The organism is Paenibacillus sp. P3E (assembly GCF_001909045.1).
Taxonomy (GTDB): domain Bacteria; phylum Bacillota; class Bacilli; order Paenibacillales; family Paenibacillaceae; genus Paenibacillus_AQ; species Paenibacillus_AQ helianthi.
On the sequence record NZ_LVWH01000206.1, the window covers coordinates 22,106 to 36,769 of the forward strand.

The 14,664-nt window shown below is 49.8% G+C and carries 12 protein-coding genes; 6 read left to right on the plus strand and 6 right to left on the minus strand.

Features of this window, described 5'->3' with window-relative positions:
• Positions 1-9 precede the first annotated feature (9 nt).
• From A3842_RS25805 to A3842_RS25830, 6 genes are all read left to right on the plus strand, one after another.
• The gene (locus A3842_RS25805; protein WP_074103219.1) at positions 10-1,431 is read left to right on the plus strand and encodes a glycoside hydrolase family 1 protein; all 1,422 of its coding nucleotides are present in this window, start codon (positions 10-12) and stop codon (positions 1,429-1,431) included.
• A gap of 211 nt (positions 1,432-1,642) precedes the next feature.
• Complete coding sequence (locus tag A3842_RS25810) at positions 1,643-3,430, plus strand: sensor histidine kinase (protein WP_074103220.1); 1,788 nt, start codon at positions 1,643-1,645, stop codon at positions 3,428-3,430.
• Positions 3,423-4,982 (plus strand): response regulator transcription factor, encoded by a 1,560-nt coding sequence (locus A3842_RS25815; RefSeq protein WP_074103221.1) that lies wholly within the window; start codon positions 3,423-3,425, stop codon positions 4,980-4,982. Before A3842_RS25810 ends, A3842_RS25815 begins: the two co-directional genes overlap by 8 nt.
• Positions 4,983-5,106: 124 nt before the next feature.
• Positions 5,107-6,063 carry an ABC transporter permease gene (locus A3842_RS25820; RefSeq protein WP_074085496.1) on the plus strand — a complete coding sequence of 319 codons (957 nt, stop codon included), beginning with the start codon at positions 5,107-5,109 and terminating at the stop codon, positions 6,061-6,063.
• Positions 6,064-6,072: 9 nt separating this feature from the next.
• Positions 6,073-6,975: a carbohydrate ABC transporter permease gene (locus tag A3842_RS25825; protein ID WP_074103222.1), complete on the plus strand. Its 903-nt coding sequence runs from the start codon at positions 6,073-6,075 to the stop codon at positions 6,973-6,975.
• A gap of 75 nt (positions 6,976-7,050) precedes the next feature.
• Positions 7,051-8,802, plus strand: a complete 1,752-nt coding sequence (locus A3842_RS25830) for an ABC transporter substrate-binding protein (protein ID WP_074103223.1) — start codon at positions 7,051-7,053, stop codon at positions 8,800-8,802.
• Between the two features lie 113 nt (positions 8,803-8,915).
• On the opposite strand, the gene A3842_RS25835 is transcribed toward A3842_RS25830, so the two are convergent.
• The 6 genes from A3842_RS25835 to A3842_RS25855 form a co-directional block, all read right to left on the minus strand.
• On the minus strand, positions 8,916-10,346 hold the full coding sequence (locus A3842_RS25835) for a YfcC family protein (protein WP_074103224.1): 1,431 nt from the start codon (positions 10,344-10,346) through the stop codon (positions 8,916-8,918).
• 2 nt (positions 10,347-10,348) lie between these two features.
• The gene (locus A3842_RS25840; protein ID WP_178382412.1) at positions 10,349-11,473 is read right to left on the minus strand and encodes an amidohydrolase; all 1,125 of its coding nucleotides are present in this window, start codon (positions 11,471-11,473) and stop codon (positions 10,349-10,351) included.
• Positions 11,474-11,495: 22 nt separating this feature from the next.
• Positions 11,496-11,930 (minus strand): amidohydrolase family protein, encoded by a 435-nt coding sequence (locus A3842_RS33485; RefSeq protein ID WP_178382413.1) that lies wholly within the window; start codon positions 11,928-11,930, stop codon positions 11,496-11,498.
• A 90-nt stretch (positions 11,931-12,020) separates the two neighbouring features.
• Positions 12,021-12,695 (minus strand): GntR family transcriptional regulator, encoded by a 675-nt coding sequence (locus tag A3842_RS25845; RefSeq protein ID WP_256701865.1) that lies wholly within the window; start codon positions 12,693-12,695, stop codon positions 12,021-12,023.
• Positions 12,696-12,831: 136 nt separating this feature from the next.
• Complete coding sequence (locus A3842_RS25850) at positions 12,832-13,644, minus strand: fructoselysine 6-kinase (protein WP_074103225.1); 813 nt, start codon at positions 13,642-13,644, stop codon at positions 12,832-12,834.
• A 15-nt stretch (positions 13,645-13,659) separates the two neighbouring features.
• Positions 13,660-14,628, minus strand: a complete 969-nt coding sequence (locus tag A3842_RS25855) for an SIS domain-containing protein (protein ID WP_074085503.1) — start codon at positions 14,626-14,628, stop codon at positions 13,660-13,662.
• Positions 14,629-14,664 lie beyond the last annotated feature (36 nt).

The following is a 14,664-nucleotide window of genomic DNA, read 5'->3' on the forward strand; positions in this document are numbered from 1 at the left end:
GGATCTCAAATGAGTGTACAATTTCCGGACAGATTTATGTGGGGCGGCTCCGTAGCCGCGAACCAGTGTGAAGGTGCGTATCAAGAAGACGGCAAAGGCTGGTCTACCCAGGATGTGGCTCCGCAAGGCATCAAAGGCCCGGTTACGAAGGTGCCTACCGAAGATAATCTGAAGCTCACCGGCATAGATTTCTACCACCGGTATAAGGAAGACATCCGGCTCTTTGCCGAAATGGGCTTCAAGGTGTTCCGCACCTCCATTGCCTGGTCACGGATCTTCCCGAATGGCGATGAAACCGAGCCGAATGAACAGGGGCTGCAGTTCTATGACGACCTGTTCGACGAACTCCATAAATATGGCATTGAACCACTGGTCACCCTCTCCCATTATGAAACACCTCTGCATTTGTCTAAGCAATATGACGGCTGGGTCAACCGCAAGCTGGTGGGATTTTATGAGCGTTATGCAAGAACAGTGTTCACCCGTTACAAGGATAAAGTGAAATATTGGCTGACCTTCAACGAGATCAACTCGATTCTGGAAGAGCCGTTCATGAGCGGCGGGATCTATACTCCGAAGAAGGAGCTTAGCAAGCAGGACCTCTACCAGGCTATACATCACGAATTCATTGCCAGCGCCCTGGCGGTAAAGATGGGTCATGAGATTAATCCCGAGGCCAAAATCGGCTGTATGGTGCTGAGTATGCCGACCTATCCGCTTACACCGAATCCGGATGATGTGATTGCAGTCATGGAAGCCGAGCACAAGAACTATTTCTTTGCCGATGTACATGCACGAGGCATCTATCCTGGCTATATGAAACGTTTCTTCAGAGAGAATGGCATTGAGATTCATATGGAGCCGGGAGATGCTGATATTCTGAAGCACACGGTGGATTTCATCTCCTTCAGCTATTATGTGAGCCTCTGTGAAACAGCGGATAGCAGCAAACGTGCGGAATTGGAAGGCAATCTGTTCAGCGGTGTGGCCAATCCATATCTGAAGGCCAGTGAATGGGGCTGGCAGATTGATCCGCAGGGCCTGCGCTATGTCATGAATATGTTCCATGACCGGTATCAGAAGCCGTTGTTTGTTGTAGAGAATGGACTGGGCGCCGTGGACAAGCTGGTTACGGGTGAAGATGGCGTACCGACGGTCGAGGATGATTACCGGATTCAATATTTGAACGATCACCTGGTTCAGGTAGGTGAAGCCATTGAAGATGGCATTGAAGTCATGGGATATACATCGTGGGGCTGCATTGACCTGGTCAGCGCCTCTACAGCCCAGATGAGCAAGCGATACGGGTTCATATTTGTTGACCGTCACGATGATGGCTCAGGCACCTTGGAGCGATACCGCAAGAAATCCTTCCACTGGTATAAGGATGTCATCGCCACGAATGGTCAAAGCCTGCAGCGCAGCAACTAAGCAATATTCAGAAAATTTGTACAGTTGGAAAGCGTTCTGCAACACAGCTAGAAACAGGACAACGGGAAATGAGACCCGTTGTCCTGTTTTTTTACATAAAGATCATAACTAAGGACAATAAATGCATAAATGGTTACATATATTGGGATTGCATTTCACGTTATACTTTCGTGTAAGCGTTATCAACCATAAAGATGGAGGTGTTATTTTCTTGTATGCCCGTATCATTACCCTGATGAACAATTTGCGGCTCAGAACCAAGCTATTCTTGTCCTTTGGCTGTGTCGCGCTGGTTCCGGTATTGATTGTGGGGGTGTTCCTGACGAGTGAGCTGCGGAATATGGCGATGGGCAATGCCCTGAAACAGATTACAGCCAATGTAGACCGGGTGAAGAAACGGACCGGCGAAATGCTGAATGTCCCCCTCGACATCGCTTACCGTCTGTCCAATGACAGCCGCTTGGAGGAGGCCGCCAACCACCGGTACGTGTCAGTATACGATGTGGTGCAAGCCTACTGGAACTACCCCGATTTTCGTGAATTCGTCCGGCTGTACCGTGAAATCTCCAGTATCCGCCTGTATATCGATAACCCGACGGTTCTGGACAACTGGGAGTTTCTACAGGCGGATGAGCAGGTCACACAGGAGCCCTGGTACCAAATCGCGATGGCCCAGAAGGGGCTCGTCTGCTGGAATTATATTCTCGATACCCGTGATGGCCAAAATTATCTCAGCCTGATCCGCAAGGTTGATTTTTTTAAGCAGCGGACCTCCGGGGTTCTGGTTGTGAACGTAAATACGGACAAACTTAACAGCATCCTGAACCAGGAATCCTTTGAAACCCTCATTGTGGACGAGAACGATCACATTGTGGCCTCCAACCGCACGGATACCCTCGGCAAAACACTGAATGATATTGACTTCAAGGCCGTATCCGCTGCCGGACAAGGGCCCTATGACGTATCGATTGACGGCAAACCTTTCAAAATGCTGATTGATGACTGGCAGCCGGGAGGAAGCCTGAACAGCCTGCGCATCATCTCGATCTTCTCCGTGGAAAGTATTGTCGGGGAGCCCAACCGGATTATTTCGCTGGCTTCTTCAGTGATTATCTCCGCATTAATTATGGCGGTTCTGCTGATCTACTATTTCTCGCGGCTGCTCACGGGACGGATGCTGCACCTAAGCAAGCATATTTCCAAAGTCGGGTCCGGCAATCTGGAGGCCACCCTTGTGATTGACGGTAAAGATGAAATCGGCCAGCTGGCCAGACAATTCAATCATATGGTGCGGAACATTAACGACCTGATGCGTGAGGTCCAGGAATCCAACCGGCAAAGAAATGCCACCCTGCTGAAGCAGAATGAGATCAAATTCAAAATGATGGCCAGCCAGATCAATCCCCATTTTCTGTTCAATGCCCTGGAATCCATCCGGATGAAGGCCCATGTCAGGGGACAGGCCGATATTTCGCAGGTTGTGCGGCTGCTGGGGAAGATGATGCGCAAGAACCTGGAGGTCGGCAACGGGATGATCAGCCTGCAAAGCGAGCTGGAAACCGTGGGCTGCTATCTGGTTATCCAGAAATTCCGCTATGATGACAGGCTCGCTTATGAGCTTCACGTAGATCCCAACGCAAACCTTGTGCAGATTCCCCCGCTCATTATTCAGCCGCTGGTGGAGAACTGCGTGGTCCACGGGCTGGAAGATCAGATCGACGGCGGCATGGTCCGGGTGGATATCCGTATTGAAGACGAGCAGCTCAAAGTCCAGGTCTCAGACAATGGAACCGGCATTTCCAAAGAGCGGATGCAAGAAATCCGGGAGATGCTTAAGGACAAGGATGACTATGAAACCAATAATATCGGGATGCGCAATATTCATTTGCGGCTCAAGCTGACATACGGCCCGGAATACGGGCTGACCCTGGCAAGCCAGAACGGCTTCGGCACGCAGATCAGCTTTGCGATTCCCCTGAGGAGAGATTCTTATGTATAGTGTACTGATTGTGGATGATGAGCTGGCGATCCGTGAGGGACTTGCGGCACTGCTGGATTGGGAGAGCCTGGGCTATCAGGTCGTTGATACTGCAGCGAACGCCATAGAAGCGAAGCAAAAATATGAGCTCTATTCCCCGGATCTGATGATTGTCGATATCCGGATGCCCGGCAGAGACGGCCTGGAGCTTATTCAGGAGCTGCGGGAAGATGACCCGGAGATGCACATCATCATCCTCAGCGGGTATGCGGATTTCAGCTATGCCAAGCGTGCAATGACTTTCGGGATCGACAATTATCTGCTGAAGCCGGTGGACGAGGATGAACTGCATCGTTATCTGTCCACTCTGTCCGCAGAGCTTGCCGCACGGGTCGTTCACCGGAAGAAGCATGCCGCCGTCAAAATATGGAGCCGGGAAATGCTGGTCCAGTCCCTGCTGATGGAGAACAACCCGCAGGCATCGCCCTCCATGGATGCATCGGTGCTGGAATCCGGCCTGCTCTGGGATTCCTATCAGGTCGTCCTGATCCGGCTGCTGCTTCAGGACCACGCGGACAACGGCCCTTCAACGGCTGTCAAGACGAGGCTTGCGGCCAGCTTCGAAGAACAGGAGTGGGGCATTGTCTTCTCACTGGACTCTTATTTAGGCGTTTTGCTGCAGCCTTCGTTTCAGAAGGAGCTTGTACGCAAACTGATGGTCCAGAATATTCAGGAAGCTGTAACCGCCCAAGGGCTCGACTGTATCATAGCCGCGGGCGATATGGTGGACACGCTGCAGGAAGTCCCCCGCTCCCACCAATCGGCGCTGGCCCGGATGAAGGAGCATTTTTTCTACGATGAGCCGGGGATGATCGGACCGGACTCCCTCAAGCTGAAGCAAGGGCTGCCTGTAAACAGCGAGGAAGTGGAATCCGGCCTCACGTCAGTAATGGAACGGCTGTTTTTTGCCATGGATATCGGGAGCCGTGAGGTCCTATCCTCTCTGATCGGGGAAGCCGGAGAGCTGATGATCGCCGCCTGTTATTCAGAAATGGCGATAAAATCGCGTTATGTACGCCTGGTCACCTATCTGATCAACAAGCTCTCACTCCATTACAGGGAGCTGGACCAGCTGCATAGCGGAATGGATGAGCAAATTGAGCAAATCTACAAGCACACCTCCCTGTCCAGGCTGCAAGCGCATGTCATACATCTTCTGGAGCAATATGCAGGCGGAATAGCCCATGACGATATGGAGGTCTTAATGAAACGGATGCTGGACCTCATCCACCGCCATTCCCATGAGAATCTGAAGCTGGATACACTGGCCGAAGTGTTCACTTACAGCAGCGCCTATCTGGGCAAGCTTTTCAAGAGCAGCACGGGCCTCTCCTTCAACAGCTATCTGGACAAAGTCCGCATCGAAAAAGCCAAGGAACTGCTGGACCAGGGCTGTAAAATCCATCAGGCCGCAAGCGAAGTCGGCTTCAGCGATGTGGATTATTTCCGGGAAAAGTTCAAGAAGGTTGAAGGCGTTTCCCCCTCCGACTATCGCAGAAAAAGCTCTGTATGAACTCTTTTTTTCAGAAAACGCTTACGAAAAAAGCGGATTCCTCCCGGTTTTTTAAATCAAATGTTCGGGTGTTTCCCGGATTGCCCGTGGATTATGATAAGGCCATATCGAAGGAGGGACATAAATGAAAGCGATTACCGCTAAAGTCGAGCCGGTGCCTAAGAAGCCTGCCTCACGCTTTTGGCCAAAGTTCCTGGAGCAGAAATATCTCTATATGATGTCTGTTCCGTTTGTGCTTTGGGCATTTGTATTCAACTACCTGCCTTTGTGGGGATGGACGATGGCGTTTCAGAAATATAAGCCGGGTAAATCCTTTTTCGAGCAGAAATGGGTCGGGCTGAAGTACTTCAAGGAGCTGTTCCAGGATGAGCAGTTCTTCAACGCCCTCCGGAACACACTGGCAATGAGTATCATGGGCCTGCTGGCCGGATTCATTATTCCCATTATCTTCGCCGTCCTCCTGAACGAGTTGCGGCTGATGTTTCTGAAACGTTTTGTACAGACGGTCTCCTATCTGCCCCACTTCGTGTCCTGGGTGGTTGCTGCCGGGATTATTACCAAAATGCTCTCTACCGACAATGGTGCGGTGAACGACCTGCTGATGAGTCTGCATCTGATTAGCGAACCTATCCAATTCATGGCCAAAGGCAACATGTTCTGGGGCATCGTCACCGCTTCCGATGTCTGGAAGGAAACCGGCTGGAACACGATCATCTATCTCGCGGCCATCTCGGGCATCGGCCCGGAGCTGTATGAAGCAGCAAGAGTAGATGGTGCCAGCCGGCTGCAGCAGGTGCGGAACATTACCTTACCGGGTATCCGGACGACGATTGTAATCCTGCTGATCATTTCCATCGGCCACTTAATCAGTATCGGGTTCGAGAAGCAGTTCCTGCTGGGCAACAATCTGGTGCGTGACTATTCCCAGACACTGGACCTGTACGCACTGAACTACGGGCTCGGCATGGGACGCTTCTCCTTCGGTACAGCCATCAACATCTTCAACTCTGTGGTGAGTGTGATTCTGCTCTTCGTCGCGAACGGTATTTTCAAAAAAATAACCAAGGAAAGCATCATTTAGGAGGCCCTTATGCTGAATAATAAACTGGCCACCGCGTCCTGGTCGGACCGCATCTTCGATTTGGTAGTCTATGTTGCGATTACCGTGGTGACCATCGCCACGTTATATCCTTTTCTGAATGTGCTGGCGATTTCTTTTAACGACTCTACGGACAGCATCAAAGGCGGGATTACCGTTTTTCCCCGCGTGTTTACGTTCAAGAACTATGAGACGATCTTTGCCTATTCCGGGCTGATGACCGGTCTCAAGATTTCCGTTCTGCGTACAGTCATCGGCACGATCCTCGGACTGGTCAGCGCCTCTATGCTGGCTTTCACCCTGAGCCGTGTGGACTTTCAGGCACGCAAGCTCGTCTCTACTTTTCTGGCACTGACAATGTATGTCTCGGGCGGTCTGATTCCCTTCTACATTCTGATCAAGAATCTGCATATGATGGGGACCTTCGGCGTATATGTCCTCCCCGGTCTTGTCAGCGCATTCAATGTATTCGTCATCCGTTCCTTTATCGATGGCCTGCCTTACGCCTTGCAGGAATCCGCCAAGCTGGACGGGGCCAATGACTTCACCATTTACTGGCGTGTCATTCTTCCGCTGACCAAACCGGCGCTGGCGACCATCGCCCTGTTCCTGGCCGTCGGCCAGTGGAATGCCTGGTTCGACACCTATCTCTACAACGGTTCCAAGGACGGGCTGACTACCCTGCAGTTTGAGCTGATGAAGGTCATCCAGAGCACGACCACCAATGCGGATAATTTCCGCGGCCGCAATATGACCGAGGTGATGGCGCAAATTTCCCCTGAATCCGTCAAAATGGCGATCACGATCGTGGTTACCGTTCCTATCCTGGTCATCTATCCGTTTCTGCAGCGCTACTTCGTCAAGGGCATGACGCTGGGTTCAGTAAAAAGCTAGTCCGCTTGCGGTATCATCAGGCTTTGCCTGTGTATACAATACATTTTTGACGAGAAAAAGGGAGGGTTTCTATTCATGACAAGAAAGAAAGTGAAACCGTACGTGCTGCTGATGGTCTTGACCTTGCTCCTCAGTGTGCTGGCAGGCTGCAGTGGTTCGGGCAATAAGAAGAATACGGCAGACAACGCCGAGGCTACTAAGGCTGCTAATGGAGGCAATGCCAGTCCAACTGCAGAGGCTACGGCGAAAGCCGAAGATTTAAGCCCTCTCACACTCTCCTTCTTCGCAGAAGATCCGAATCCGAACTGGAATAATATGAAGGACGATGTCAGTAAACAGATCACGGAAAAAACTGGCGTTACTCTCGATGCGGAATTTGCTGTGGGCGACCCGCAGCAAAAAATCGCCCTGATCGCAGCAGGCGGCGAATATCCCGACATCATCTCCGCCAAAGCCGATATCGGCAAACTGGTCGATGCCGGAGCGGTGATCGATCTGACGGAACTTATCGATAAATATGCGCCCAACATCAAGCGTGTGCTCGGCGACAACCTCGCCCGGGCGAAGTATACCAATGAAGACCAGTCCATCTATGCCATCCCGACCTGGGCAGCGGTAGATGAGAAGAAATTCGTGGCCGGCGGCGGATTCGAGCTGCAGCACCGGGTGGTGAAGGAAGCCGGATATCCGGAGATGAAGACGGTTACGGATTATGAAAATGTGATCAAAGCCTACCTGAAGAAGCATCCGACCGATGAGAACGGCAACAAAAACATCGGGGTCTCCCTGAACGCGGATGACTGGCATATGTACATTTCTGTAACCAACCCTGCCGTGTCCACAACGGGCGGCTCGGATGACGGGGAATACTATGTTGATCAGGAAACACATGAAGCGATCTACCACTTCCGCCGTCCGGAAGAGAAAGAATATTTCCGCTGGCTGAACCACATGAATGACATCGGCCTGCTCGACAAGGAAAGCTTTGTGCAGAAGTATGACCAGTACAAAGCCAAAGTCGCCACCGGACGTGTACTTGGCCTGATTGACCAGGACTGGGACTTCAATGACGCCCAGCAGGCACTGAAGACAGCAGGCAAATTTGAGCAGACCTACGGTCACTATCCGGTAACGCTAAAGAAAGAATATAAAGAAACCAGCTTCTGGCCTACCGGCTTCATGGGCGGTTACGGGATCTCGATTTCCAGCACCAACCCTGATCCGGTCCGCACCATCAAGTTCCTGGACTACCTTGCATCCGACGAAGGACAAATTCTGAATAACTGGGGCATTGAAGGCAAGCATTATAAGGTCGAGAACGGCAAACGGGTGGTTCCTGCCGATGTTCAGGACCGGATCAATAATGACAATACAGCATTCACCAAGGAATCAGGCATCGGCTTCTATTGGAATATGATGGTCCACTATGGAGACGGAGCCAAGGATTCGACTGGCAACTATTACACCAAGAACTTCCCTGAACAGCTGGTGCTCGGCTACAGTGACGTTGAAAAGGAAACCTTAACGGCCTACAAAGCCACCACCTGGAAGGATCTCTTCCCGAAAGAAGAAGAATTCAAGGAAAAAGCATATGGAGCCGCATGGAACATCGCCATTCCGGGCGAGGATGAGGTCTCCATTCTGGGCAACAAAATGAGAGACATTACGTGGAAGCGCATCCCTCAGGCCATTCTTGCCAAACCGGCTGACTTCGATAAAATCTGGGATGCCTACATGGCAGATCTAGACAAAGCCGGAGTGAAAAAAATGGAACAGGGCTATACCAAATTTGTGCAGGACCGTGTTGCATTGTGGAGCGGTAAATAAGAGCAGAGTACACCAGCAAAGGGCGGCGTCCATCGCTTTAAGCCCATCCTGCTCAAAATAACATGGGGTGCCCCAAAGTCATGCTTTGGGGCACCCCTGCTTCATATTATTCACTACATGCCCACAGCTGAGGAAATTGCAGCAAAAACCGCCGCCACCAGCCAGAGAATCGGAAACAGCTTGAGAATCACCTTCAGCCATTGTCCAAAATTGATACGACCGATGGCCAGACCTGCCAGCAATACCCCGCCCGTTGGAGAGATCAGATTCGTCAATCCGTTTCCGAACTGATATGCGGTTACTACCGCTTCGCGGTTAACGCCTACAAGATCGCCTAAAGGTGCAAGCACAGGCATCGTTAAAGCTGCTTCCCCCGATGAAGAAGGGACCAGGAACGTTATAATATTATGAACAATCAGCATGATGGTGGTGAATAAGTAATTCGGCAACCCCTCAAGCATAGTTGCAAGCCCGTTTAGAATAGTATCGATAATCATCCCGTTCTCTGCAACGACGAGAATTCCCCGGGCCAGGCCAATGATTACAGCAGCGTAGATAAATTCTCCACAGCCTTTGACAAAATTCTCGGCGATTTCCTTCTGGTTCATCCGGGTGACAATACCCGAAAAAATGCCAAGTGCAAAGAAAAGTGCACCAATCTCAGTCATATACCAGCCTTTGTTCAATATCCCCCATACTATAAGCCCCAGGGTGACGATAAAGCCCCCAATAATGAGTTTATCCCGGTTCGAGAAACTAACGACTATCCCATCGGTATCCTTGATAAAATGCTGACGGTTAAGAATATCGTTCTGGAAGACTACCGATCTCTCCGGGTTCTTCTTCACCCGATGTGCATACCACATGGTAAAACCGATTGAGATCGCCGTAAAAACAACCCATTCAATAAATCTCAGCCATAACTGCGGATTACCCTGCACGCCTGCTACACCTTGTGCAATCAATACAGAGAACGGATTGACGGTTGATCCGACATAGCCGATCTGTGTTCCGAGGAAAAGGATGAGGATCGCCGTCATGGAGTCAAAGCCCAGGGCAAACATCAGCGGGATAAAAATAGCGTACAGCGGAATGATCTCTTCACTCATCCCAAAGGTGGAACCCCCCAGGCTGAAAATCACCATGGCGATCGGAATCAACAATATTCCTTTAGTTTTGAGCCTGCCGGCTAAAGCCATCAGCGCTCGGTCAATCGCCCCAGTCTGCAGAATGATTCCAAAGGCTCCGCCTACGATCAGGACGAAGGCAACAACATCGGCAGCATTGATAATGCCTTCCATCGGCGCACTGGCAATTTGGGCAAATCCTTGCCTCAAATCCCCTTGCTCACTGATTTTGGGAACGGTATGATAGGTTCCCGGGATAATGGCTGTCCGGGAAGACCCGCCCACCATAACCTCCTGCCGGTCGAATTGGCCGCTCGGGACAATCCAGGTTAAACCGGCAATTGCCACTATAATCAGAAAAATCAATGTATAACTATGAGGAAGGGACCATTTAAATTTACGTTTAGCCGTTTCCATTTCTATCCCTCGTTCCTGGAAGCATCATAGGTGATTCTACCCGCGCTAATTGTCAAAATCACATGTGTGTCTCTAATCCCGGTTGCTGTTGTATCCAGTAGATTACGGTCAAATACTGCTATATCAGCTGCTTTTCCGACTTCCAGAGTTCCTGTACACTCTTCCATGCCGCAATGTCTGGCACCGTTAACAGTCCAGGCCTTCAAGACTTCAGATGCCGGCATTCCCTGCCCGGGATTCCACCCTCCTGGCGGCGATCCATCAGGAAACAACCGATAAGAAGCCGCATATAGCGAATCAGGAACACTAGTAAGGAAAAGCGGTAAATCCGTACCAATCGTAATCGGAACATTGGCTTCAAGCATGGACTTATAATTATAAAACCGGCTTTCATTTTCTTTTCCGGCTACGGCCGCCATGTAAGCATCCTCGTAGGAAGGATTTAAGAGCAGGATCTGAGCATATACCTCGGCAAATATCCCATTTTCCCCCATTCGCTTAATATCATCAGGATGAGGATATTCCAAATCGCTGATTGAATGTCTTATCCGCTGCTCTCCCCGCTTGCGGTTACAGCCTTCGATCAGGTCTACTGCCTTGCGGATCGCTGCATCCCCTTCAGCCGTAAGACAGCATTTTATTCCATAACTGTCCGCTGCTTGAACAGCCGCTTCAATGGCTTCGTAGTCAACGGGACGCAAGGTTGTGACACCTGGCATATCAGCATAAGGCTCCAGCATATCTCCCGTGTGATCGGCTACTACACCATCCATCATCAGCTTATATCCCTGAAAACGAAGAAACTCCCCTTGATACTGCTCTTTGTACTGCAACCCTGCAGGAATATCAATCGGCTGCAATACAGGTTCTAGCGCAAAATGAACCCGCAGCGGCAGCTCCCCTGCTGCTTCCAGCTCTTCAAGGACCGGCAGCAAACCGCTGTGCCTGTCAAAGCCTATATCTTTTATAGAAGTGACGCCCCGCTTGGCAAGCATCTGGGCGAAGTCCAAAAACTCTTGTCTGACTAATGCCCTGTCCTGCATCATGTCATTCAGCAGACGGGCACGTGATTCTGCACTGCATTGATCCGGCGCAAACTGATATTTCTGCTGGGCGGTTTTATTCATCCAACAATAACTTTTTGTCCGGTTAATGGCGATTAACCCTTTCAGGAAAGGCCTCATCCAATAAGCTTTGCTCCGGAGGCTGTCCCCAATCCTCTCCGCTCCATCCGTAAGCGTATACATTTTGACCTGAAGGACTTTTTTCTGCTTCTTGCTTAAGCAGTTGCAAGGCTTCGTCAACCGTAGCCGCATTTGTCAGATCGACACCACGGTGCATAGACATGTAACCGGTAAAAAACACATGGTTATCATGCACGCCAGGCATAATGAAAGCATCCTTCAGATGGTGAACAAATGTTGCAGGCCCAATCCAGTTTTCCGCTTCTGCCGGGTGGCCAACCGCTACGATACACTCACCTTTCAGGGCAATAAATGCCGGTGAAGCGCTATTTTCTTTTCCTGTAAATACTGCATTAGACAACAGGACTCTATCTGCTAAACCATGTGCAGCTGCATCCATGATTTCAACGCCTTTCTGCCGAATAATAATACGACTTATAACGTTATATAAAACCTTCTGCTCCTCGCTTACCGCAAGAAGCAGAATGAATTACAAAGTGAATTGATAACGGTCGCCGATGATATACTGCTTGCCCACATGAACAGGCTGACTGTGCTGATCATAAATAATGGTATTCATATAGAACAATGGCTGGCCAATCGGAATCTCCAGTAATTGAGCCTGCTGCTCATCGGCCAAGGTAATTTGCAATACCGTCTCTCCCGGCTGGTTGGGATCAATCTGATAACGGTCCCGCAGCAGATTATACACCGAGCCTTCCAGATTTTCTTCCATTAAAAATGAGAACCGATCAAACGGATAATAGTTATTTTCCAGCATTAGCGGTCTTTCACCGGCATATCTTTTGCGTTGAATATAGAGCACCGGCTCACCCTGCTGAATTTGCAGCCGCTCCGCGGTTTCTTGGTCGGCCCTAATCTTCTTCCTCTCGGTAATGATGCTGTGCGAAGAGACTCCATTGGCACTGCAGGCTGCCGTGAAACTGATAATATGCTCAATCTTGCGGCCAATCTTGAGCGCATTGACAAAGGTGCCCTTACCCTGGCGTTTCGTCAGATAGCCTTCACTCACTAATTCCTCGATAGCTTTCCTTACTGTAATCCGGCTGACATTGTAAGTCGCGCTAAGCTCAATTTCAGTAGGGATTTTATCTCCGGGATTAAAGGTTCCGTTCGCAATGGCGGATTGGACTGCTTTTTTCAATTGTATATATAGGGGCTCTACCTTTTCTGAATTTAACATCCTTTACCCTCACTTGTTATATAACGTTATATTACTCTATGGTTAGAATAACAAACGATTCTCTTATTCACAAGCAAAGATCAGAACGCTGCCGTTATTAGTAACGGGCCCCGAATCCAAAGGAACCTTCTACCATACAGCTCTTGGCCGCTAATCGGGAGCCCTCCTGCATGGCCGCTTGAATATTCCCATCCTTGATCATACTGATTAAAAAGGCTGTAATATAAGAATCTCCTGCTCCCATCGTATCCACGGCCTCAATAAGCTCCGGGGTCTGATAATAAAAGGATGCCCCATCATAGGCAATGGATCTGTCACCGCCGCGTGTTGCCACCAATATCTGGCCGTCTCTTCTGCGTTTGGCTTCAATATAATTCCGCGTCTCTTCGTCTGTCATATGGCTGCAGGAAAAGAAAGCAAAATCCGCATTCCCGATATACCGTTCTACCTGCTCGTCCTCAAAGTCATCGGAGAAATCAAAAGAGAGGGGAACCCCCAGTTCATTCAGCTCCGCAAGCAGATGTCCGGTGTGGCTGTACAGCCCTGTATGCATAATGTCAAACCCGCAGATATATTCTTTGTCGGCTTCGCTCAGTAGAATAGGATTAAGTCTGGTCACTCCGCCTTCGTTGCTGCCCAGGAATATCCGTTCCCCATTCTCCAGCGTTACACGTGCACAACCGTTCTCTCCGCTGAAATGCCTGCAATGTGAGATATCGATCGCAAGCTGCTGCAGTGTATGCTCCACAAGCTGTGCTTCGTCATCATCGCCAAAGACCCCGAGAAAAGCCGCCTCTACACCTTCCCCTTTGGCAAAAACACTGAAATTGAGCGCATTGCCGCCGGGATACATTGTACGTTGATGAACATACTTGTCTACTACGTTATCGCCAATCCCTAAGACTTTCATGGTTGTACCTCCCGTTTAGTAGGCTACTTTTCCCATATAGCGTCGGGTTTCCAGCGGATGATTTCTCACATCGGCAAGAGCCTCGCGATAGACACAAATAATACTGTAGAATAATACCGGATTAAAGAATTCTACAACTTCATCAGCAATCGTACCAATTCCAAGCTCTTTGGCATCAATCACTTCGACTTTCGCCGCATACTGGTTCAGGAATGTCCGGGCTCGTTCATCCAGCTCACGGGTGCGCCCCTCATTGATCATCAGGATAAAAGGTGTTTCTTTATCCGTCACTTCAAAAGGACCATGGAAGAATTCACCGGAGTGAATAGCAGCAGCATGAACCCACTGCATCTCCATCAAAGAGCAGATAGCAAAACCATAAGCATGTCCGTACGAAGCTCCACTCGTCAAGATATAGTAAAGCTCCTCATTGCGGTACTTATCAGCAAAAACACGGGCACGTGGAGCAACCTGCTTTTTCCCCTGGTTGATGATGCCGTTGATTGTTTCCAGGCCTTTTTGAAAAGCCTCAACATGCGCATAGCCCTCGACCACATGCAGCAATTGAGCGGCGAGATCCAAAATGATTGCCATCGGATTGTTGATGACGTTGCTGTCATCTCCCCATTCATACAGGAAGGAATAATCGGAGTAATTCAGCAACGCGGCTTCCTTGTTGTGGGTTAAGCCAATGGTGTGGGAGCCATGCTCTTTGGCCGATTGCGCCGCAGCTACCGATTCCGGCGTATTTCCGCCATGAGAACAAACGATGACTACGGATTGCGCACCCAGACGTTTAGGCAACGCATGAACAAACTCATTCGCCGTATATAGTCCTGCTACCAGCTTTTTCGCTTCACTATCAAGAAAATACTTGGCTGGGTACATATCAACCAGTGAACCCCCGCAAGCTACAAAATAGATCTCTGAAATTCCTTCAGCCACTTTTTCACGGATACTTTGAACAACTTGATTTACGTTCATTTAACTCTCTCCTTTTTATATAACGTTATATAACGT

Coding starts and splice junctions, on each gene's coding strand:
- A3842_RS25805 (WP_074103219.1), top strand. CDS start 10: ATGAGTGTACAATTTCCGGACAGATTTATGTGGGGCGGCTCCGTAGCC.
- A3842_RS25815 (WP_074103221.1), top strand. CDS start 3,423: ATGTATAGTGTACTGATTGTGGATGATGAGCTGGCGATCCGTGAGGGA.
- A3842_RS25820 (WP_074085496.1), top strand. CDS start 5,107: ATGAAAGCGATTACCGCTAAAGTCGAGCCGGTGCCTAAGAAGCCTGCC.
- A3842_RS25825 (WP_074103222.1), top strand. CDS start 6,073: ATGCTGAATAATAAACTGGCCACCGCGTCCTGGTCGGACCGCATCTTC.
- A3842_RS25830 (WP_074103223.1), top strand. CDS start 7,051: ATGACAAGAAAGAAAGTGAAACCGTACGTGCTGCTGATGGTCTTGACC.
- A3842_RS25835 (WP_074103224.1), bottom strand. CDS start 10,346: ATGGAAACGGCTAAACGTAAATTTAAATGGTCCCTTCCTCATAGTTAT.
- A3842_RS25840 (WP_178382412.1), bottom strand. CDS start 11,473: ATGAATAAAACCGCCCAGCAGAAATATCAGTTTGCGCCGGATCAATGC.
- A3842_RS33485 (WP_178382413.1), bottom strand. CDS start 11,930: ATGGATGCAGCTGCACATGGTTTAGCAGATAGAGTCCTGTTGTCTAAT.
- A3842_RS25850 (WP_074103225.1), bottom strand. CDS start 13,644: ATGAAAGTCTTAGGGATTGGCGATAACGTAGTAGACAAGTATGTTCAT.
- A3842_RS25855 (WP_074085503.1), bottom strand. CDS start 14,628: ATGAACGTAAATCAAGTTGTTCAAAGTATCCGTGAAAAAGTGGCTGAA.